We start from the raw sequence: 19,348 nt of genomic DNA on the forward strand, positions 1-19,348 counted from the left end.
GATATTGTGAAAGTCATCATTGTTGAAGACGAATTCCTGGCACAACAGGAACTTAGCTGGCTTATTAAAGAGCACAGCCAGATGGAGATTGTCGGCACCTTTGACGACGGTCTGGACGTGTTGAAGTTTTTGCAGCATAACCGCGTCGACGCCATTTTTCTGGATATCAATATTCCGTCGCTGGATGGCGTGCTGCTGGCGCAAAACATCAGCCAGTTCGCTCATAAACCGTTTATTGTGTTTATCACCGCGTGGAAAGAGCATGCGGTGGAAGCGTTTGAACTGGAGGCATTTGACTACATTCTCAAACCGTATCAGGAGTCACGGATTACCGGGATGCTGCAAAAGCTGGAAACCGCCTGGCAGCAACAGCAAACCAGCAGCACGCCCGCCGTGCCGTTAACGCGTGAGAATGACACCATTAATCTGGTGAAAGATGAACGCCTCATCGTGACGCCGGTTAATGATATCTACTACGCCGAAGCGCACGAGAAAATGACCTTTGTCTATACGCGGCGTGAATCTTATGTGATGCCGATGAACATCACCGAGTTTTGCAGCAAACTGCCGTCGTCGCATTTTTTCCGCTGCCATCGCTCATTTTGCGTCAACCTGAACAAAATCCGCGAGATCGAACCGTGGTTTAACAATACCTATATTCTGCGGCTGAAAGATCTGGATTTTGAAGTGCCGGTCAGCCGCAGTAAAGTTAAAGAATTCCGCCAGTTAATGCATCTGTAATCAGGAAGATCCATGAAAGCAACAGGCTTGCCCGCCGATCAACAATTTTTCGCCGATCTGTTCAGCGGCCTGGTGCTTAACCCGCAACTGCTTGGGCGCGTCTGGTTTGCCAGCCAGCCTGCCTCGCTGCCGGTAGGCAGTTTGTGTATTGATTTTCCCCGTCTGGATATTGTGCTGCGCGGCGAATACGGCAACCTGCTGGAAGCAAAGCAGCAGCACATGGTGGAAGGAGAAATGCTGTTTATTCCGGCGCGCGCGGCTAATTTACCAGTGAACAAAAAACCGGTGATGCTGTTAAGCCTGGTGTTCGCGCCGACCTGGCTGGGGTTATCGTTTTACGATAGCCGCACAACGTCGTTGTTACATCCGGTTCGCCAGCTCCAGCTTCCCAGCCTGCAACGCGGCGAAGGTGAAGCAATGCTTACCGCCCTCACCCATCTCAGCAGTTCGCCGCTGGAGCAGAATATCATTCAGCCACTGGTGTTAAGTTTGCTGCATCTTTGCCGCAACGTGGTGAATATGCCTCCAGGTCATTCACAGTCGCGCGGCGATTTTCTCTATCACAGCATTTGTAACTGGGTTCAGGATAACTACGCCCAGCCGCTCACCCGTGAGAGTGTGGCGCAGTTTTTTAATATCACGCCCAATCATCTGTCGAAACTGTTTGCGCAGCATGGGACGATGCGTTTTATCGAGTATGTTCGCTGGGTACGAATGGCGAAGGCGAGGATGATATTGCAGAAATATCATCTGTCGATTCATGAAGTGGCGCAGCGTTGCGGCTTTCCGGATAGCGACTATTTTTGTCGCGTCTTCCGGCGTCAGTTTGGCCTGACGCCGGGAGAGTACAGCGCCCGTTTTCAGGGCTAAGTTTAGAAGGTTATTTCCGTTTCCAGCAGCGTCAGGATGCTTTGCGCATCACTTGCGGCGAAAAGCGACTGGCGGAAGTTTTTATTCACCAGCTTACGCGCCAGTTGCGAAAAGACTTTCACATGGTTCATCCCTTCGTTGGCGCCCAGCGTCAGCATGATCACCAGTTCGACGTCGCCCATCTCTGACTGCCAGTCAACCGGTTTCACCAGTCGGGCAATGCTAATACTGGAATGGCGGATCCACTGCGATTTGGTGTGCGGGATCGCCACGCCAAAACCAACGCCGGTGGTGACAATCTCTTCCCGCTGCCAGACATCTTCTTCCAGCTCGAACGGATGTTCAGTGCGCCCGTTAACGCCGAGGTTACCGCACAGGAACTGAATCGCCTGTTCTTTATTGCTAAAAGCCTGGTCAACGAAGATATTCTCCAGCGCCAGCAGTGGGCGAACGTCTTCTTCCGGCGTAAAGGCGGTGAGTAACGCTTCGATTTCCTGCGCGCTACGGCACTCGCATGCCTGACGCGCCAGTTCCCGACACGCCTCGCTATCGAGCTGACGCAGCTGGCTTTTCACCGCCGGAATGCGCGGGCTACTCATACTTAATTCATCCAGGCCCAGCCCAAGCAGTAGCGGCAGATAACGACTTTCGCCACCCAGTTCACCGCAAATGCCGACCCATTTGCCCCGCTGATGCGCAGTGGTAACTATCTGCTGCAACATGCGCAGGAACGATGGCGTAATCGGGTTATACAGCGGCGAAACGCGCGGGTTATTACGATCGACCGCATACAGATACTGGGTCATATCGTTGGAACCAATACTAAAGAAATCGACCTCATCGCAGAAGTGGTCAATGATGTAGCACACCGACGGCACTTCCACCATGATCCCAAGCGTAATCGTCTCTGCATGGCGCAGGCCATCACACTTAAGCTCAACGATCGCTTTTTGGATCTCGCCCTTCACCCATAAGATCTGATCGAGGCTGTGAACCATCGGGATCATCAACTGGGCGTTGCCAAAACTGGCGGCGCGCAAAATAGCCCGCAGTTGAGTGCGGAACAGACCAGCAAATTCCGGGTAAATACGTACCGCGCGATAGCCGAGGAACGGGTTCTCTTCCTGGGGAATGTTGAGGTAAGGAATGCTTTTATCGCCGCCGATGTCCATCGTGCGGAAGATAATCGGCTTGTCGCCCGCCGCCAGTAACACCTGCTGGTAGGCTTCAAATTGCTCCTGTTCATCCGGCGCGCTGTCGCGATCCATATAGAGCATTTCGGTACGAAACAGCCCGACGCCTTCCGCGCCGTTGGCAAACGCGCCTGGTGCTTCCAGAGCGGTGCCAATGTTCGCCGCAATATCAATCCGTTTGTTATCACGAGAATAGGCCAGTTGCGCGGCGGCCTGCGCCTGTTGTTTTTGGCGTTTATCCGCCAGCTTCTGCGCAACCTGGTAATAACCGCTCACTGCTTCATTGGGGTTAATAGCCAGCACGCCGCACTGGGCGTCAAGTACCGCCAATTGTCCGGCATAACGCGCAATCGCATCCAGTGGTAGACCGCTAAGAACGGGGATCGCCGAGGCGCGGGCCAGAATCAGAGTATGCGAGGTGCGCCCGGTTTTCTCCAGAATCATGCCTGCAAGATTTTTTAAATCGAGACTCAAAAACTGGCTTGGAGTTAAATCTTCAGCCACCAGAATGGTCGGTTTTTCAAGCATCAGATTATTGCGCGGCTTCAGTTCCGGCCAGGTGATATGCAGCAACTGTTCGCTGATATCGCGAATGTCGCTAACACGTTCGCGCAGATAATCGCTGGCAGAAGCAGAAAGCTTGTCGCAAACCTGCTCCATATTGCTGATGATCGCCGCCCCCAGCCCCTGATGCTGTTCTGTCATCAGGCGACGGATATTACCTGCGAACTCATCATCCTGAATAAGCGACAAATGGGCGCTGAGAATGGTTTTGCTTTCGCCGTCACGCTCGCGCAGTTGCTGGTTCAGTTGCTCGGCAAGCGTTGCCAGGCTGTGCTCCAGCCGGGTGGAGTCTTGCGCACTGGCCGGGATCTCCCGATAACTGTCGAGGCTGTCGCTCTGTAACAAGGTCAGCGTACCTACGCCGACGCCGCTTGCCAGCACATTGCCGTACAGTAAATCAGGGTTCAGGCGGCTTAATGAACGCGGCAATGGATGCGCCGTCAGTTCTGCCTGCGTCGGCTGGACGCTGTCGCTGTCAATAAAGCGCCCCTGAATATACTCTTCCAGCACGCGCCGCGCCTGCTCTTCATCGCTGCCGCTAATGTTCAGGCTGCAACTGTCATTAAATAAGGTGCCGGTGCCAATCAGCGCCAGCGAGCTTTTCGCATCGGCCTTTGCATTTTGACGATGGTTAATGAAAGTCACTTCACTTTGCCACTGGCTGCACTGTTCTTTGAGTTCCCACGCCGGACGGGCATGCAGACCGTTAGGCAAAGGACAGAGAAATTGAATCGTTAACATAACCGCTCCGGGTTAATCGGGAGATCATCTGAAATCCGTCAGTTGAACAACCGTCTCACGGGTAAGACGTTGAATAAGGGCAGATAAAAGTTGCTGCATCTGCAAAATGTCACGGCAATCGGCAATCGATGCGGCGCAATGTCCGTGGCGAGTTGCTGGCCCCATCACCACCGTTGGTACGCCAGTACCGGTTAAGTGCACCACTCCACCGTCCGTGCCGCCGTTGCTAAACATATCTGCCTGCAACGGTACGCCAATTTCTGCCGCGATGGTTTCGATCCACGCGGTAAGTTTTGGCGGCGCAATCAGCGATTTATCGCTTAACACCAGCATCGGGCCGTTACCAATCTGTCGATGGTTAGCCGCGCCAAAATCAAAGTTTTTCGCCCAGCAGGCGGTATCGAGCACAATGGCGACGTCCGGGGACACCGCACGGGTGGCCGTTTGCCCACCGCGTAAGCCGACCTCTTCGCTGGAGCTGGCCACCAGCCATACTTCCGCAGGCAGTTCGGCGTCGTGCAATTCGCGCAGTAAAGTCACCAGCAGGTAACAACCGAGGCGGTCATCAAAGGCTTTCCCCATCACCCGCTGGTGAGGGAGAACCTGAAACGTCGTATCAAACGTGACGCGATCGCCTGGACGAATTCCCGCCTGCATCACTTCGTCATACGAGCGCGCGCCAATGTCCACGCGCATGGCGCTGACGTCATACCCCTGCCTGTCGCCGTCAAGCAGGCCAGGTATTTTGCACTCTTCACGGGTAGTGATCCGCACCGGCTGCAGTTGGCGGGCAGCCATGCGCACGTTGCCAACGGGCAGGACATCGATCGCCCCTTCGCGGGAGATGCTGCGCACCATGAACCCCACTTCGTCCATATGCGCGCAGATCATCACCTTCGGACCTGTCGATTCATTGAGGCGGATCAGCACCGATCCCAGACCGTCAAAACGGACCTCTTTTTGCAGGCGATCCGCTTCCTCCAGCAGGATCTGCCGTACTTCCTGTTCAGAGGAGGCGATCGCATCGGCCTCGCTCAACGCTTTTAATAGCGATAAATCCATTATGCCTCTCCCGTGAGCAACACTGTTTTCGGCATGGCGTAGAGCACTTCTGCGCCTTGCGGGGTGACCAGCACGACATCTTCGATGCGCACGCCCCCTTGCCCTGGCAAATAAATCCCCGGCTCCACGGTCAATAACATGCCTGGCCGTAGCGTCGTGGTGTCCCGCGGTGAAAAACGCGGCTCTTCATGGACTTCAATGCCGATAGCATGACCGGTGTTATGGCCGAAAAACTCGCCATAACCGGCCTCGGTAATCACCCGACGCGCGGCGTCGTCAACCTGTTGGCAGCGCACGCCGGGGCGAATCGCGGAGATTGCCGCCAGCTGTGCCTGCTGGACAATCTGGTACACCTTAAATAGCGGGTGAGATTCGGCGCTCACCCCTTTGCCATTAACCAGGAAGGTGCGCGTCATATCAGAGCAGTAGCCCTGATACAGCGCACCGAAATCGAGAGTGACAAACTCGCCTGCTGCAACAATCTTGTCGCTGGCTTTCCCGTGCGGTAGCGCCCCACGCCAGCCGCTGGCGACAATGGTGTCAAAAGAGGCTTTTTCTGCGCCCTGCTGGCGCATAAACCACTCCAGTTCAGCGGCTATCTCGCACTCACTCATACCCGCCTGAATAAAGCGGCGAATATGCTCTGCACTGCGATCGGCAATCCCACAGGCAAGGCGGATTTTCTCCACCTCCTCTGGCGTTTTGATTTGCCGCAGCACATCCGGCGTGGCGCTAACCAGTTTCGCATTGAATTCAGACTGCCAGCGGTGCGCGGTTTCCCAACTCACCTGCTGGCCTTCAAAACCGAGCGTTTGCAACTGCTCATCGGCAATGATTTGCCTGACGATGGTGGTAAGCGTGTTCGTCGCGTCAAGTAAATGCAGCTGGTAGCCTTGCGCACGGGCTTCCACCTCCACGTAATAGCGCGAATCCACCAGAATGTGCGCACGTTCACGGCTAATCACCACATAACCTGATCCGGTGGAGATCCCCAGATGCGGCTGTTTGTTCTGCCGTGAGGAGAGAAGCACCGCATCCAGTTGTTGCACCTTAAGCCAGTCACGCAGCGAAGCGAGTAATGTCATCAGGATTTTCCTTCTTACAGGCTATCGATCAACAGTTTGCCTTTGCGGTACATCATCAGACGCAGGAACACCACCATCAGCGCAGTAATGATTGCCCCCAACGCGATCCCCGCCATGTAGACGCCCAGGTTAGTAACCAGCGGCCATGCCCAGATAGCGGATTCCGGGAACCATTGCACTGCGCCCAGCCAGACAGCGGCGGTAGAGCCGACAATCGCGCCAACCATATAGGACGGAATGGCGGTGATGGGACTTTCCAGCGCAAACGGAATGGCACCTTCACTGATCCCCATAAACGCCAGGAACATCGCGGTTTTACCCTGCGGATAAAGCTGGGCACTGAACAGACGTTTTCCGGTTAAACGGCGGTCGATAATGGTCGCCAGACCCAGACCAATCGGCGGAATAACAATAGCGATAGAACGCGCGGTAACTGGTAATACGTGGTCAGTGGTAAAGCTGAAAGCAACGAAACCTGCCGCTTTGTTGATTGGACCACCGAGGTCTATTGCGGTCGCCGCCGCAATACCCATTGCGTACATCAGCGCGCCCTTCTCACCTGCTGCGGTCAGCACAGTACGGATCCCGCCGTTGATCCAGCCACCAAACGGCGTGATCACGTAATACATCGCCAGCATGACAAAAATGGCGGAAAGAATCGGTAGCAAAAATGTGGTTTTGAACGCTAACAGGAAATCCGGCAACTGGATTTTCTGGTTCATCCATTTCACGAGGTAACCCGCGACGATGGAAATAATCAGCGCACCAATGAAGGTAGACGGAACTGGTGAAGAGGTCGCCCATTGCATAGTGCTGGGATCGAAGTTCAGCAGTTGCGTGGGCTGGGTAGACATCAACCCGCCGATAAACCCAGCCGGGAACGCCAGTTTGCCGCCAATGGAGTTCGCCACAAAAGCGGCAAACATCGGAATAGCAAAACCGAACAACACGCCGCCGAAGGATTGCGACAGCCAGGCAAATTTCAGTAAGGAGAGGTCGAAACCAGTAAATTTCCCGCTATTGAGTGCATCCATGATGCCGATGTCAGCGGGAATTTTTAGCCAGCTATAAGCAATCAACTGGCTGAAAGCGAGGATCACACCGCCCATAATTAAGGTCGGCACCATGCGTGAAATCCCTGACATCACATGCTGCGGGAGTTCACCCCAGAAGCTGGTTTTAGAGGCCTGCGGATTCTTAATTGCCGCTGCCGCACCGGATGCGCCAGGCACAACGGTTGCACTGCGTTTTTTAATGGCCATAACAATTATCCCTGTCGAATATTACTGTTGTTCAGCGGCAATCATCTCTTCGATTTCTTTGATGATGCCCGCAGCGTTTTTAATTGCGTCCTGCAAAGTGATTTCATAAACGTCGCGTGATTCGAAACGTTCGTTATCTTCTGGTGTAACTGCCACGGAATGAATGATGATGGTCGCTTCGGCGATATCCTCCGCCGTCAGGCGGTTCTGGATGCCATCCGCGCCCTGAGTTTCAATTTTCACTTCATAACCGGCTTCCACCGCCGCTTCTTCCAGCGCCTGGGCAGCCATAAAAGTGTGAGCCAGGCCCATCGGGCAGGCACATAAGGCAATCAGTTTCTTACTCATCGTTATTTCCTCGTTCGTTTATAGTTGACAAATGAAATTATGAACGTGCAAAACAAATTGCCGTTACCAGATAAATAATGCATTTACTGGAGAATTAATCCCGTAGTGCGGAAGTGTGACGCAGGTCGGCCTTGTGAGGAGACACAAAGAAAAATTGAATTAACTATATGATTTAAAAGATTATCGGGAGAGTCACCTCCCGATATAACAGGAAGGATTTACAGAATGTGGCCTAAGGTCTGGCGTAAATGTGCACCGGAGCCGAGAAGGCCCGGATTGTCATGGACGATAAGATACACCGGAATATCATGGACATATTCTTTAAAGCGCCCTTTATCTTCAAATGCAGCACGGAAACCGGAGGCTTTGAAGAACTCAAGGAAACGCGGAACGATACCGCCCGCAATATAGACACCGCCAAATGTTCCGAGATTGAGCGCCAGATTGCCGCCAAAACGCCCCATAATGACGCAAAACAGTGACAACGCACGACGGCAATCGGTGCAACTGTCGGCCAGCGCGCGTTCGGTAATATCCTTCGGCTTGAGATTTTCCGGCAGGCGGTTGTCCGCTTTCACAATCGCGCGATACAGATTCACCAAACCAGGGCCAGAGAGCACGCGTTCAGCCGAGACATGGCCAATTTCTGCGCGCAGTATTTCAAGAATAATGGCTTCTTCTTCACTGTTTGGCGCAAAATCAACGTGACCGCCTTCGCCTGGCAAGCTTACCCAGCGTTTATCGACATGGACCAGATGTGCGACCCCAAGCCCTGTCCCGGCACCGTACACCGCGACAGGTTTGCCTTCAATCGGTTCTGCGCCGCCAAACTGGATCAGATGCTCTTTTTTCAGCATCGGGATCGCCATCGAAACCGCCGTAAAATCGTTAATAATCTCCAGGTGGCTAAAACCGAGATTCTTTTTCATTTCGGCAATCGAGAACGCCCAGGTATGGTTGGTCATCGCCACCCAGTCACCGGTAATTGGGCAAGCAATGGCGATGCAGCCATCTTTCACCTCGACTTTTTGCTCTTCAAGATAAACGCGAATGACCGCTTCCAGGCTGGGATAATCAAGCCCTGAATAGGTTTTAGCCTGCGAGATTTCACCACTGGCAATATCACACAGAGCAAGACGTGCGTTGGTGCCGCCCACATCACCGACTAATGCATACTTTGTCATTCTTCTACTGCTCCGCTAAAGTCAAAATAATTCTTTCTCACACTGTAAATTCATGGGGGCATAACAACAACGCCGTAAAGGCGGGCTCCCTGTAAATATCGATCTGGGTCACACAATTACTTTATCGTTTCAGCACCAATTGCAGCGATGCCTTTGTGTAAGCTGGGCAAACTAAGTATCTGAACCCGCATAAAGGAATAGAACATGCTTCATCCGCGAGCCAGAACCATGTTGTTATTATCGCTCCCCGCCCTGGCAATTGGGATTGCGTCCAGTCTTATTCTGATTGCGGTGATGAAAATCGCCTCGGTATTACAGAATCTGCTCTGGCAACGACTGCCGGGAACTCTGGGGATAGCCCAGGATTCACCGCTCTGGATCATCGGCATATTAACGCTGACGGGGGCGGCTGTAGGGCTAGTCATCCGTTTCAGCCGGGGCCATGCCGGGCCGGATCCTGCCAGTGAAGCGCTGATTGGTGCGCCAGTTCCCCCCTCTGCGCTACCTGGACTTATCGTAGCATTAATTCTCGGTCTTGCTGGCGGCGTCAGTCTCGGGCCGGAACATCCAATCATGACCATCAATATCGCCCTCGCGGTAGCGATTGGCGCGCGTCTGTTACCACGAGTGAACCGCATGGAGTGGACTATTTTAGCCTCTGCCGGAACTATCGGCGCGCTGTTTGGCACGCCTGTTGCGGCGGCGTTGATTTTTTCGCAAACCTTAAATGGCAGTAGTGAAGTCCCGCTATGGGATCGTCTTTTTACGCCGTTAATGGCGGCAGCAGCTGGTGCGCTTACCACCGGATTATTTTTCCATCCTCATTTTTCACTGCCCATTGCGCATTACGGACAGATGCAGTTGGCAGACATCATCAGTGGTGCAATTGTGACGGCGATCGCCATTGCGGCGGGTATGATTGCAGTCTGGTGTTTCCCACGGTTGCACGCGATGATGCATCAGATTAAAAATCCGGTCCTCATGCTGGGGGTTGGCGGGTTTATTCTCGGTATTTTGGGAGTTATTGGTGGGCCGATTTCGCTATTTAAAGGGCTGGACGAGATGCAGCAGATGGTGACAAATCAGGCCTTCAGCACCAGTGATTACTTTTTGCTGGCGGTAATCAAACTTGCAGCCCTGGTCATTGCCGCCGCCAGCGGGTTTCGCGGCGGGCGAATTTTCCCGGCGGTATTTGTCGGCGTAGCGTTAGGATTGATGCTACATGCGCACGTCCCCGCAGTTCCGGCGGCCATTACCGTCTCCTGCGCTATTCTCGGCCTCGTACTGGTAGTAACGCGCGATGGCTGGCTAAGTTTGTTTATGGCGGCGGTCGTTGTACCCGATTCCACATTGTTACCACTACTGTGTATCGTCATGCTTCCGGCATGGCTATTACTGGCAGGGAAACCGATGATGATCGTAAATCGTCCAGAGCAACAGCCCCCCCACGATAACCTTTAGCAAAAAATGCTCTCCCTTATGATTTAAGAGTTATGGCGATGAAACGGGGCTTTACCTCCCCGTAATATTGCGTTAACAGGCCGCTGACGGCTTCGATCGTGAAGGAGAATAACAATGTTCAGGTCACTGTTTCTGGCGGCCGCCCTGATGGCATTTACCCCGCTTGCAGCAAACGCAGGTGAAATTACCTTACTGCCATCAATTAAATTACAAATTGGCGATCGCGATCATTATGGTAACTACTGGGACGGTGGTCACTGGCGCGATCGTGACTACTGGCACCGTAATTATGAATGGCGTAAAAACCGCTGGTGGCGTCATGATAATGGCTATCACCGTGGCTGGGATAAGCGTAAAGCGTATGAGCGTGGCTATCGCGAAGGCTGGCGCGACCGTGATGATCATCGTGGAAAAGGCCGGGGTCACGGGCATCGCCATTAAACACATTCGCCAATGGAGCACAATGCCTGATGCGACGCTAGCGCGTCTTATCAGGCCTACAAACCCGCTCCATTTAACACGTAGGGCGGATAAGGCGTTTTACGCCGCATCCGCCAGTGGTGCCAGATGCGACGCGCATTCAACTACAATCCCAACGCCGTTCCTACCAGCAACCAGATATTCAGCGTTACCACCAACACCACAATCATCCAGCCGATTTGTTTTACCCATTTGCTATTCACCAGATCGCCCATCAGCTTGCTATCACTGGTGAAAATCAGCAGCGGCACCAGCGCCAGAGCAATACCAAAACTGAGCAGCACCTGACTCATAACCAGAATCCGTGTCGGATCTAATCCCATCAGAATGACAATAAATGACGGCAGCATGGTTACCGTACGGCGTACCCACAGCGGGATATGAAAGCGAATGAATCCCTGCATCACCACCTGCCCTGCCAACGTACCCACTACCGTTGACGAAAGCCCCGCAGCCACCAGACTTAAACCAAAAACCGTTGCCGCTGCATTGCTTAACAGCGGTTGCAGCGTCAGGTAAGCCCCATCAAGATCAGCAACACCAGTATGACCAGAAAAGTGAAATGCTGCAGCAGCCGTTGCCATCATCGCCAGATTGACAAAGCCAGCGATGGTCATGGCGATCGCCACATCCCATTTGGTCGCTGAGTAACGTTGCTGGCGTGAACCACCGTGTAGATGCTGGGTGAGCGAAGAGTGAAGATAAATCACATGCGGCATAATCGTCGCCCCTAACACGCCAGCCGCCAGGAAGACCGCTTCCGAGGACGGTAAACTCGGTATCGCCATGCCTTTACTCAACTGCACCAGATTTGGTTGGGAGAAAATCAGCTCAACAATGTAAGCCGCCGCGACAAACAACAGAAGCCCACCAATCACTTTCTCCAGCGGTTTTTGCCCGCGACGTTGCAGCATTAAAATCAGGAAAGTGGCAATACCTGTCAGCACCGCCCCCTGCAATAAAGAAACACCAAGAATGAGTTTGAAACCGATCGCCGCACCAATAAATTCCGCCAGATCGGTCGCCATCGCAATAATTTCCGCCTGGACCCAATAGAACCAGACCACCGGACGTGGGTAGTGATCGCGAATTTGTTCCGCCAGGTTTTTACCAGTGGCAATCCCGAGTTTGGCCGAGAGGATCTGAATCAGCATCGCCATCAGGTTGGCCCAGACAACCACCCACAGCAGCTGATAGCCGAAGCTGGCGCCCGCCTGAATATTGGTCGCAAAGTTACCGGGATCGATATAACCAATCGCCGCAATGAACGCAGGTCCCATTAATGCGAGCCTCATCTTGCGCGCCGCCCGACCACTGCTACTCTCAACGCGATAGTTCATCATCTTGTGCCTCTAAAACATAGCCTTTGCTATGTTTCATGCTATGTTAAACGAGAATGATTATCAAATTCATTTAAATGGGTTGTGGTGATTTTTCTGATAGGCCAGGATTATGGCTACGAAAAGATTGATGATTTGAATGTTACAGTTATGTTTAATGTTAGCACATTTACATAACTTTCAGCTTCCATACACAACATAGCAGAAATGTATGACAGCTCACTATTTTTGAAGCTTGTCACAGGACGTCATTATAGTGTGTGTCAGATCTCGTTTTCCTTACCCATGTTACATAGAATGTGCACGGAAATTTAACCTGCCTCATATTTGGAGCAAATATGGACCGCGTCCTTCATTTTGTACTGGCACTTGCCGTTGTTGCGATTCTCGCACTGCTGGTAAGCAGCGACCGCAAAAAAATTCGTATCCGTTATGTTATTCAATTGCTTGTTATCGAAGTGTTACTGGCGTGGTTCTTCCTGAACTCCGACGTTGGTCTGGGCTTCGTGAAAGGCTTCTCCGAAATGTTCGAAAAACTGCTCGGATTTGCCAACGAAGGGACTAACTTCGTCTTTGGTAGCATGAATGATCAAGGCCTGGCCTTCTTCTTCCTGAAAGTGCTGTGCCCAATCGTCTTTATCTCTGCGCTGATCGGTATTCTCCAGCATATTCGCGTATTGCCGGTGATTATCCGCGCAATTGGTTTCCTGCTCTCCAAAGTCAACGGCATGGGCAAACTGGAATCCTTTAACGCCGTCAGCTCCCTGATTCTGGGTCAGTCTGAAAACTTTATCGCCTATAAAGATATCCTCGGCAAAATCTCCCGTAATCGTATGTACACCATGGCAGCAACGGCGATGTCCACCGTTTCTATGTCCATCGTTGGCGCATACATGACCATGCTGGAACCAAAATACGTCGTTGCTGCGCTGGTACTGAACATGTTCAGCACCTTTATCGTGCTGTCGCTGATCAACCCTTACCGTGTTGATGCCAGCGAAGAAAACATTCAGATGTCCGACCTGCACGAAGGCCAGAGCTTCTTCGAAATGCTGGGTGAATACATTCTGGCAGGCTTCAAAGTAGCCATTATCGTTGCCGCGATGCTGATCGGCTTTATCGCCCTGATTGCAGCCCTGAACGCTCTGTTTGCTACCGTGACTGGCTGGTTTGGCTATAGCATCTCCTTCCAGGGTATTCTGGGCTACATCTTCTATCCAATTGCATGGGTGATGGGTGTTCCTTCCAGTGAAGCACTGCAGGTAGGCAGTATTATGGCGACCAAACTGGTTTCCAACGAGTTCGTTGCGATGATGGATCTGCAGAAAATTGCTTCCACGCTCTCTCCGCGTGCTGAAGGTATTCTCTCTGTGTTCCTGGTATCCTTCGCTAACTTCTCTTCTATCGGGATTATCGCGGGTGCAGTTAAAGGCCTGAACGAAGAGCAAGGTAACGTGGTTTCTCGCTTCGGTCTGAAACTGGTTTACGGCTCTACGCTGGTGAGTGTGCTGTCTGCGTCAATCGCAGCACTGGTACTGTAAGCTAATCCATTAAAAAAGCCGGGGATAATTCCCCGGCTTCAGTTTGTTGACAAAGTGCGTTTTGTTTATGCCGGATGCGGCGTAAACGCCTTATCCAGCCTACGAAACAACGCAAATTCAATAGATTGTGATTCCCATGTAGGCCTGATAAGCGCAGCGCATCAGGCAATTTTTGTTTGTCATCAGCCTCAAATGCCGGGGATAATTCCCCGGCATTTTTACGCCTGTTAATCAACTAATGGTTGCGGGCGACCAATTAAATACCCTTGCAGATATTGCACCCCGAGCTTATGCAATAATGCCTGCTGCTGTTGCGTCTCGACAAACTCCGCGACCACACTCAATGACTTAGCTTTCGCCAGATCGGTAATGGATCTCACTATCATCGCATCAAGTGTATTAGTGACGATATCCTTAACGAAGACGCCATCAATCTTGATGATATCAGCCTGCAAACGCTTTAACCGTTCGTAGTTGGCATAGCCGGTGCCAAAATCATCAATCGCAATACGGAAGCCAAACTTATGCAGTTGTTCAATATTGTACATACTGCTTTCTGCGTTAGAAAACGCCTGCTCCTCGGTGATCTCAATAATCACAGTCGCCGGGGAGACACGGTAACGTTTAAACAGACGAATAATCCGCGCGGCGATATTCTTTTGCAGCAGAGTGAGCGGCATTAAATTGACCGAAAAACGCGGCCCTTTTTTGTCACAAGGGTGAGTTGCCAGCCACTTCAACAGGGATTCCAGCACCTGTAAATCGAATCGCGCGCTAAGGTTAAATTGGGCAATAAGCGGTAAAAATTTATCAGGCGTCATTATGCCGCCGTCGTATTTCAGACGCGCAAGGATTTCATCGTAACCTTCTCCATCCTTGTTGCGAATTGGCTGGGCATAGAGCAGTAAATCGCCCTTATCTAACGCCTTACGGATTGTATTGAGTAACAACACCTGTTTGGTTGTCTGCCCGGATGCAATCTCCTCTCGATTATCCAACGCCAGCACGTGATGATGAACGCAGGATTGTTCCGCCAACCAACTTAACTGCCCCAGCATTGGCTGCAGGGTATCCTGGTTACCGTCAAAACGTCCCCAGGCAGCACCGTAGCCCATATCCAGCCCGGTGTTGTTCCAGTGGATTTGCCGACTGTTGAGAACGTTAACCATATGCTGTAACCGCCCTTCCGTTTCCGGCCCGGTCAGTACCAACAGCAATTCGCTCCCCGGCAATTGATACAACTTTTCGTTTTCCTGCATCAATGGCAGCAATGTACGGTAAATTGAGCGAATACAATGAACGCGCATCACTAACCCGTAATGGCGACTCATAAACTCAAGATTATCAATGCGCAGACAGCAAAAACTCTTACCTGCCTCTTGCTCCGGCGATTGCTCCAGTGCACGAAAGTTGGGTAATAGCGTTAACGGATCGGTCAGCGCCTGCAAATGCCAGCGACGGTTAAGCCATTCGCTCCGATGATAAATGCGTACCATGTAAAGCAGGCAAACGCTAAAGGAAATCAGCACCGCGAGAATAAATGCCAGCGAATATTCTGTTTCCACCCCTTGTAAAAAGTTCTGGTTGTAATTCAGGAGGAAAAGCGTCGATACAGCCCAGGTAAGATTTAAAAACGGATAACGAAGTTTACCGACACCAAGGGTAAAGATGATAAAGAAAACCGGTACCAGGTAACCGGCGATAAAGTCGTTTTCATAAGGTGTGCACATCAAAAGTAGCAGAACGCTAAGAGCCGCCAGCCAACTTAAGGTAAATGTGCGTTTCTCTTTATTCAGCGACGGCGCAATATCCCTACGCCACAATATCTGCGCAAAGTGAGGGCTTACAATCATGCGAGTGAGATAGTAAAAGAGCATGTTGTAAATCAACACTGCGGTGAAAAGACTTAGTAAATCAACGACCGTGAAAATCGCGTCAGCATCGCCGAAAAAGGTCGATATCTTTAGTGGGAAATCAAAGAACCTGCCCACAAGATACATGCTGCACTTGATGCCGATCGGCGTCACCAAACCAAGCCAGAAGAGACGTTGCCAGACGTTTCGGGTGGTCAATCCATAGCGCCAACGCGTTCCTAACTGCCAACGTAATATTGCACAGGCACACAGCACAGCGAATGTCTGGCTGCCAAGCATGACGGCGGTTTGCAAAAATGAGAGATGAAAATTCCACAGATTGGTGCAAAACATTCCACTTAATACGGGAACGACACCGCGCCAGCCGAAGATAAAGAATATGGATAGCATTACGCACAGTGGCATCCACGCCAGAAAGATATAGCTGGAATGGATAACAGCAAGTGGCGAGATAAAACGGGATAGCTGAATAAGTACCACGGTGAGCGTAAACGCTAGAGTAAATATCTTGATATTTTTTATCAGGTTATGCTCCACAAACATGAGTACACTACTCTCACTGATCGGGGTTTAAGGCCACAAATAATAAGTTTATTCGCATCGCGAAGCAAACAGGGACTGGCCTGTTGCCGATATTTCATCCAATGATGTTCCCACCAGGCGACACTAACCTGGGGCGTAGACGGTATTACAAAAGCGGCAAAAAGCAGAGACAAAAAACCCCCGCTTCGCAGCGAGGGTTTGAAATTTGGTGGAGCTAAGCGGGATCGAACCGCTGACCTCTTGCATGCCATGCAAGCGCTCTCCCAGCTGAGCTATAGCCCCATTACGTAAAGCTTGTCGAGTTGACGGGCGGCATCATATGAATTCCGCCCGAATGTGTCAACGGCAAATTGCAACGCGTAGTTTCAATCGCTGAAAAATCAGGCAAATGAACTATTTTGGATAGTCGCTCGCATTCAGTAGTTATTCCTGTCACGGTTTCTTGTAAAGTGGTGTTATAAAATGAACCACTAATAGACCCGCAATCATTCAGGGAATTGTTATGTTCAAGGAGAGGATGACGCCAGATGAACTTGCCAGGCTGACCGGTTATAGCCGCCAGACCATTAATAAATGGGTACGCAAGCAAGGCTGGACGACATCACCAAAACCAGGTGTCCAGGGTGGCAAGGCCCGTCTGATTCACGTCAATAAACAAGTTCGTGAATATATTCGTAATGCAGAACGCCCGGACGGTCAGAGAGAAGCACCTGAACTGTCTGGAGATACGCCACTTGAAGTGCTGCTGGTGACGCTGGCGAAAGAGATGACGCCTCTTGAACAAAAGCAGTTTACATCCTTGCTTCTGCGGGAAGGGATTATCGGTTTATTACAACGCTTAGGGATTCGCGACAGCAAATAATATGAAAAGATTACGCAATAAAATGACCACCGAAGAACTGGCGGAATGCCTCGGTGTGGCTAAACAAACAGTTAACCGTTGGATCAGAGAAAAAAGCTGGAGAACGGAAAAATTTCCCGGCGTGAAAGGAGGTCGTGCCAGACTTATTCTGGTCGATTCGCAGGTTTGCGAGTTTATTCAGAACACGCCAGCGTTCCATAACACACCAATGCTGATGGAAGCAGAAGAGAGAATTGCTGAATACGCTCCTGGAGCACGCGCGCCGGCGTATCGACAAATCATCAACGCGATAGACAATATGACTGACATTGAGCAGCAAAAAGTCGCGCAATTTTTGTCACGTGAAGGAATTCGCAATTTCCTCGCCCGTCTCGATATTGACGAATCAGCATAAATAAAAAAACGGCAGGATATTATCTCCTGCCGTTTATCTTTTTATACGCTAATTACTGCTGTTTTTCGCGTTCAGCAATAAAGGCCAGCGCTTTGTTGATGCGCTCGATGCTACGTGCTTTGCCGATCGCGTGAACGGTAACATCCAGTGCCGGGGACTGCCCTGCACCGGTTACGGCTACACGCAGTGGCATACCAACTTTGCCCATCCCCACTTCTAGTTCATCCGCCGTTGCCTGAATCGCGTGATGAACATTTTCAGCGGTCCAGTCAGTAATTGCAGAGAGTTTGTCACGTACCACTTCCAGCGGCTGACGCGCTACCGGACGCAGATGTTTTTTCGCAGCATCGGCATCAAACTCAGCAAAATCTTCGTAGAAATAGCGGCAGCTTTGCGCCATCTCTTTGAGCGTTTTGCAGCGTTCGCCCAGCAGTTTAACCAGATCCGCCAGTTGCGGGCCGTTGCGGGTATCGATGTTTTCCTGCTCGATGTGCCACTGTAAATGGGTAGCCACATACTCCGGTGGCAGCGTGTTAATGTAATGATGGTTAAGCCACAGCAGCTTGTCGGTGTTGAACGCACTGGCAGATTTGCTGACGGCATTCAGGGTGAAGTATTTGATCATCTCTTCGCGGGTGAAGATTTCCTGATCGCCGTGGGACCAGCCCAGACGCACCAGATAGTTCAACAGTGCTTCTGGCAGATAGCCGTCATCACGATACTGCATTACGCTGACTGCACCGTGACGTTTGGACAATTTTTTACCGTCATCACCGTTGATCATAGAAACGTGTGCGTAAACCGGTACGGGCGCTTTCAGAGCTTTCAGAATGTTGATCTGGCGCGGCGTGTTGTTGATATGGTCTTCACCACGGATAACGTGAGTAATTTCCATATCCCAGTCGTCGACAACCACGCAGAAGTTATAGGTCGGAGAACCATCGGTACGGCGGATAATCAGATCATCCAGCTCCTGGTTACTGAACTCGATCGGACCACGGATCTGATCGTCAAAAACCACAGAACCTTCCTGCGGGTTAGCAAAACGTACAACGCACGGTTCATCATCAGCGTGATGTTCATGGCTGTGGCGGCAGCGGCCGTCATAACGCGGCTTCTCGCCTTTTGCCATCTGCTCTTCACGCAGCGCTTCGAGGCGCTCTTTAGAGCAGTAGCATTTATAGGCAGTACCCTCTTCCAGCATCTGATCGATAACCGCGTTATAGCGATCGAAACGTTTGGTCTGGAAGTACGGGCCTTCATCCCACTCCAGACTCAGCCAGTTCATGCCATCCATAATGGCTTCGATAGCTTCCGGCGTGGAACGCTCAAGATCGGTGTCTTCAATACGCAGCACGAACTCACCGCCGTGGTTACGTGCAAAAAGCCAGGAGTAAAGAGCAGTACGCGCGCCGCCAACGTGCAGATAGCCTGTTGGGCTTGGCGCGAAGCGAGTTTTGATTTTCATGAAATGGCCTTACGTTTAGAAAGATGCCGACAACCGGCAAATCCTGGAAAAATTGAGTGGGCGATATTCTATCACTCCAGCCTGATTCCTCAATGTAGTTCGGGTTGCTACATGATGCATTATTGTTTTCGTTGAGAAATTGCGCAACACGGTCTGTTTTGCGATCATCCTGCTTAATTTTACGACGAACGAACAATTTCTTTAGAAAAGGCGTTGACTCATTTCCAACTCTCCCTATAATGCGACTCCACACAGCGGGGGTGATTAGCTCAGCTGGGAGAGCACCTCCCTTACAAGGAGGGGGTCGGCGGTTCGATCCCGTCATCACCCACCAC

Annotated in this window: 17 protein-coding genes and 2 tRNA genes; 8 read left to right on the forward strand and 11 right to left on the reverse strand. The window is 51.5% G+C overall.

Annotation, left to right across the window (positions count from 1 at the left end; translation table 11 throughout):
• The first annotated feature begins 6 nt into the window (after positions 1-6).
• Together ypdB and H9644_RS10905 are read left to right on the forward strand one after the other, a co-directional pair.
• Positions 7-741 (forward strand): two-component system response regulator YpdB, encoded by a 735-nt coding sequence (gene ypdB / locus H9644_RS10900; RefSeq protein ID WP_064526407.1) that lies wholly within the window; start codon positions 7-9, stop codon positions 739-741.
• A gap of 12 nt (positions 742-753) precedes the next feature.
• Positions 754-1,611 (forward strand): AraC family transcriptional regulator, encoded by an 858-nt coding sequence (locus tag H9644_RS10905; protein ID WP_191774541.1) that lies wholly within the window; start codon positions 754-756, stop codon positions 1,609-1,611.
• 2 nt (positions 1,612-1,613) lie between these two features.
• Here the strand turns inward: H9644_RS10905 and ptsP are convergent, their stop codons facing one another.
• The 6 genes from ptsP to glk form a co-directional block, all read right to left on the reverse strand.
• Positions 1,614-4,109, reverse strand: a complete 2,496-nt coding sequence (gene ptsP, locus H9644_RS10910; RefSeq protein WP_191774543.1) for a phosphoenolpyruvate--protein phosphotransferase — start codon at positions 4,107-4,109, stop codon at positions 1,614-1,616.
• Positions 4,110-4,133: 24 nt separating this feature from the next.
• Positions 4,134-5,171 carry an aminopeptidase gene (gene ypdE / locus H9644_RS10915; protein ID WP_191774545.1) on the reverse strand — a complete coding sequence of 346 codons (1,038 nt, stop codon included), beginning with the start codon at positions 5,169-5,171 and terminating at the stop codon, positions 4,134-4,136.
• Positions 5,171-6,256: an aminopeptidase gene (gene ypdF / locus H9644_RS10920; protein ID WP_191774547.1), complete on the reverse strand. Its 1,086-nt coding sequence runs from the start codon at positions 6,254-6,256 to the stop codon at positions 5,171-5,173. Before ypdF ends, ypdE begins: the two co-directional genes overlap by 1 nt.
• A gap of 14 nt (positions 6,257-6,270) precedes the next feature.
• Positions 6,271-7,518, reverse strand: a complete 1,248-nt coding sequence (locus H9644_RS10925) for a PTS fructose transporter subunit IIC (RefSeq protein WP_191774551.1) — start codon at positions 7,516-7,518, stop codon at positions 6,271-6,273.
• A 21-nt stretch (positions 7,519-7,539) separates the two neighbouring features.
• Complete coding sequence (locus tag H9644_RS10930; protein WP_064526393.1) at positions 7,540-7,866, reverse strand: PTS fructose transporter subunit IIB; 327 nt, start codon at positions 7,864-7,866, stop codon at positions 7,540-7,542.
• A 218-nt stretch (positions 7,867-8,084) separates the two neighbouring features.
• On the reverse strand, positions 8,085-9,050 hold the full coding sequence (glk, locus tag H9644_RS10935; RefSeq protein ID WP_064526391.1) for a glucokinase: 966 nt from the start codon (positions 9,048-9,050) through the stop codon (positions 8,085-8,087).
• A 204-nt stretch (positions 9,051-9,254) separates the two neighbouring features.
• On the opposite strand from glk, the gene H9644_RS10940 reads away from it, so the two are divergent.
• Together H9644_RS10940 and ypeC are read left to right on the forward strand one after the other, a co-directional pair.
• Positions 9,255-10,511 (forward strand): ion channel protein, encoded by a 1,257-nt coding sequence (locus H9644_RS10940; RefSeq protein WP_064526386.1) that lies wholly within the window; start codon positions 9,255-9,257, stop codon positions 10,509-10,511.
• A gap of 114 nt (positions 10,512-10,625) precedes the next feature.
• Positions 10,626-10,952 (forward strand): DUF2502 domain-containing protein YpeC, encoded by a 327-nt coding sequence (gene ypeC / locus H9644_RS10945; RefSeq protein ID WP_000490072.1) that lies wholly within the window; start codon positions 10,626-10,628, stop codon positions 10,950-10,952.
• A gap of 143 nt (positions 10,953-11,095) precedes the next feature.
• On the opposite strand, the gene H9644_RS10950 is transcribed toward ypeC, so the two are convergent.
• Entirely contained in the window at positions 11,096-12,334 is a 1,239-nt protein-coding gene (locus H9644_RS10950) for an Nramp family divalent metal transporter (RefSeq protein WP_191774553.1), read from the reverse strand.
• Complete coding sequence (locus tag H9644_RS22060; protein WP_418134935.1) at positions 12,315-12,371, reverse strand: hypothetical protein; 57 nt, start codon at positions 12,369-12,371, stop codon at positions 12,315-12,317. Before H9644_RS22060 ends, H9644_RS10950 begins: the two co-directional genes overlap by 20 nt.
• Positions 12,372-12,669: 298 nt before the next feature.
• On the opposite strand from H9644_RS22060, the gene nupC reads away from it, so the two are divergent.
• Positions 12,670-13,872: a nucleoside permease NupC gene (gene nupC / locus H9644_RS10955; protein ID WP_064526382.1), complete on the forward strand. Its 1,203-nt coding sequence runs from the start codon at positions 12,670-12,672 to the stop codon at positions 13,870-13,872.
• A gap of 227 nt (positions 13,873-14,099) precedes the next feature.
• On the opposite strand, the gene H9644_RS10960 is transcribed toward nupC, so the two are convergent.
• Both H9644_RS10960 and H9644_RS10965 read right to left on the reverse strand, forming a co-directional pair.
• Positions 14,100-16,289, reverse strand: a complete 2,190-nt coding sequence (locus H9644_RS10960) for a bifunctional diguanylate cyclase/phosphodiesterase (protein WP_191774555.1) — start codon at positions 16,287-16,289, stop codon at positions 14,100-14,102.
• A 206-nt stretch (positions 16,290-16,495) separates the two neighbouring features.
• Positions 16,496-16,571: transfer RNA gene (locus H9644_RS10965), tRNA-Ala, on the reverse strand.
• 220 nt (positions 16,572-16,791) lie between these two features.
• On the opposite strand from H9644_RS10965, the gene H9644_RS10970 reads away from it, so the two are divergent.
• The gene (locus tag H9644_RS10970) at positions 16,792-17,151 is read left to right on the forward strand and encodes a YfeC-like transcriptional regulator (protein WP_214678563.1); all 360 of its coding nucleotides are present in this window, start codon (positions 16,792-16,794) and stop codon (positions 17,149-17,151) included.
• Between the two features lies 1 nt (position 17,152).
• Positions 17,153-17,545 carry a MerR family transcriptional regulator gene (locus tag H9644_RS10975; protein WP_225221366.1) on the forward strand — a complete coding sequence of 131 codons (393 nt, stop codon included), beginning with the start codon at positions 17,153-17,155 and terminating at the stop codon, positions 17,543-17,545.
• Positions 17,546-17,597: 52 nt separating this feature from the next.
• Here the strand turns inward: H9644_RS10975 and gltX are convergent, their stop codons facing one another.
• On the reverse strand, positions 17,598-19,013 hold the full coding sequence (gene gltX / locus H9644_RS10980; protein ID WP_191774556.1) for a glutamate--tRNA ligase: 1,416 nt from the start codon (positions 19,011-19,013) through the stop codon (positions 17,598-17,600).
• 258 nt (positions 19,014-19,271) lie between these two features.
• Here gltX and H9644_RS10985 point away from each other — a divergent pair.
• A tRNA-Val gene (locus H9644_RS10985) sits at positions 19,272-19,347 on the forward strand.
• The last annotated feature ends 1 nt before the right edge of the window (position 19,348 follow it).

Origin of the sequence: Escherichia whittamii, assembly GCF_014836715.1 — a bacterium.
In the GTDB taxonomy this organism is placed as follows: domain Bacteria; phylum Pseudomonadota; class Gammaproteobacteria; order Enterobacterales; family Enterobacteriaceae; genus Escherichia; species Escherichia whittamii.

Bases quoted from the DNA above. Each gene is read 5' to 3' on its own strand.
- H9644_RS10930 (WP_064526393.1), bottom strand. From the start codon at position 7,866: ATGAGTAAGAAACTGATTGCCTTATGTGCCTGCCCGATGGGCCTGGCT.
- nupC (WP_064526382.1), top strand. From the start codon at position 12,670: ATGGACCGCGTCCTTCATTTTGTACTGGCACTTGCCGTTGTTGCGATT.
- H9644_RS10960 (WP_191774555.1), bottom strand. From the start codon at position 16,289: ATGTTTGTGGAGCATAACCTGATAAAAAATATCAAGATATTTACTCTA.
- H9644_RS10975 (WP_225221366.1), top strand. From the start codon at position 17,153: ATGAAAAGATTACGCAATAAAATGACCACCGAAGAACTGGCGGAATGC.
- ptsP (WP_191774543.1), bottom strand. From the start codon at position 4,109: ATGTTAACGATTCAATTTCTCTGTCCTTTGCCTAACGGTCTGCATGCC.
- H9644_RS10950 (WP_191774553.1), bottom strand. From the start codon at position 12,334: ATGATGAACTATCGCGTTGAGAGTAGCAGTGGTCGGGCGGCGCGCAAG.
- ypdE (WP_191774545.1), bottom strand. From the start codon at position 5,171: ATGGATTTATCGCTATTAAAAGCGTTGAGCGAGGCCGATGCGATCGCC.
- ypeC (WP_000490072.1), top strand. From the start codon at position 10,626: ATGTTCAGGTCACTGTTTCTGGCGGCCGCCCTGATGGCATTTACCCCG.
- ypdF (WP_191774547.1), bottom strand. From the start codon at position 6,256: ATGACATTACTCGCTTCGCTGCGTGACTGGCTTAAGGTGCAACAACTG.
- H9644_RS10970 (WP_214678563.1), top strand. From the start codon at position 16,792: ATGTTCAAGGAGAGGATGACGCCAGATGAACTTGCCAGGCTGACCGGT.
- glk (WP_064526391.1), bottom strand. From the start codon at position 9,050: ATGACAAAGTATGCATTAGTCGGTGATGTGGGCGGCACCAACGCACGT.
- H9644_RS10925 (WP_191774551.1), bottom strand. From the start codon at position 7,518: ATGGCCATTAAAAAACGCAGTGCAACCGTTGTGCCTGGCGCATCCGGT.
- H9644_RS10940 (WP_064526386.1), top strand. From the start codon at position 9,255: ATGCTTCATCCGCGAGCCAGAACCATGTTGTTATTATCGCTCCCCGCC.
- H9644_RS10905 (WP_191774541.1), top strand. From the start codon at position 754: ATGAAAGCAACAGGCTTGCCCGCCGATCAACAATTTTTCGCCGATCTG.
- gltX (WP_191774556.1), bottom strand. From the start codon at position 19,013: ATGAAAATCAAAACTCGCTTCGCGCCAAGCCCAACAGGCTATCTGCAC.